Below are 592 nucleotides of genomic sequence, written 5' to 3' on the forward strand. Positions count from 1 at the left end.
GCTCACAGTTATCCAAACAAGTAAATATTTGTTTTTTTGTCGGAAAACCGATTGAAAATAGATGGAGAAGTATCGAAGTGGTCATAACGGCCCTCACTCGAAATGAGGTAGTCACGAAAGTGGCTCGTGGGTTCGAATCCCACCTTCTCCGCCATTGCAGGGCCTCAGGCCCATGAATAGGAGGCTTTTTTGAAGCCTCCTATTCTCTTTTTGTCTCACCGTTTAATCGGTGAGTTTACCACTGAGGAACGCATCAGTATTTAATTTGTTTGAATAAGGGGGGATAATATGCTATTTACAATCGGATATACTGCATTTCAAATCGAAGATTTTATCGACACACTGAAGCAGAATAAGATCAAGGCACTCGTTGATGTTCGTAGCACTCCTTATTCTGAGCATTATCCCGACTACAATAAAGAAAATTTGGAGCGTTTGTTAGCCAAAAACAAGATACAGTACCGCAATTTCGCTGCAGAATTTGGAGCGCGTCAAATTGAGAAACGCTATTTCTCGCCCCAAGGGTATTTAGATTTCATGGAGAAGTCAAGAACCGTGCAGAATGTGAACACCCGAAATCTGCAGATTATGC

The 592-nt window shown here is 41.9% G+C and carries 1 protein-coding gene and 1 tRNA gene; both read left to right on the forward strand.

From position 1 onward, the window contains the following. Nucleotides 1–63 precede the first annotated feature (63 nt). A tRNA-Ser gene (locus ABWQ15_RS10425) sits at nucleotides 64–154 on the forward strand. 134 nt (nucleotides 155–288) lie between these two features. Further along, nucleotides 289–592, forward strand: a 304-nt coding sequence (locus ABWQ15_RS10430; protein ID WP_353908710.1) for a DUF488 family protein, incomplete at its 3' end; no start/stop codon positions are given.

Source organism: Oscillibacter sp. (genome assembly GCF_040505565.1).
In the GTDB taxonomy this organism is placed as follows: Bacteria; Bacillota; Clostridia; order Oscillospirales; family Oscillospiraceae; genus Oscillibacter.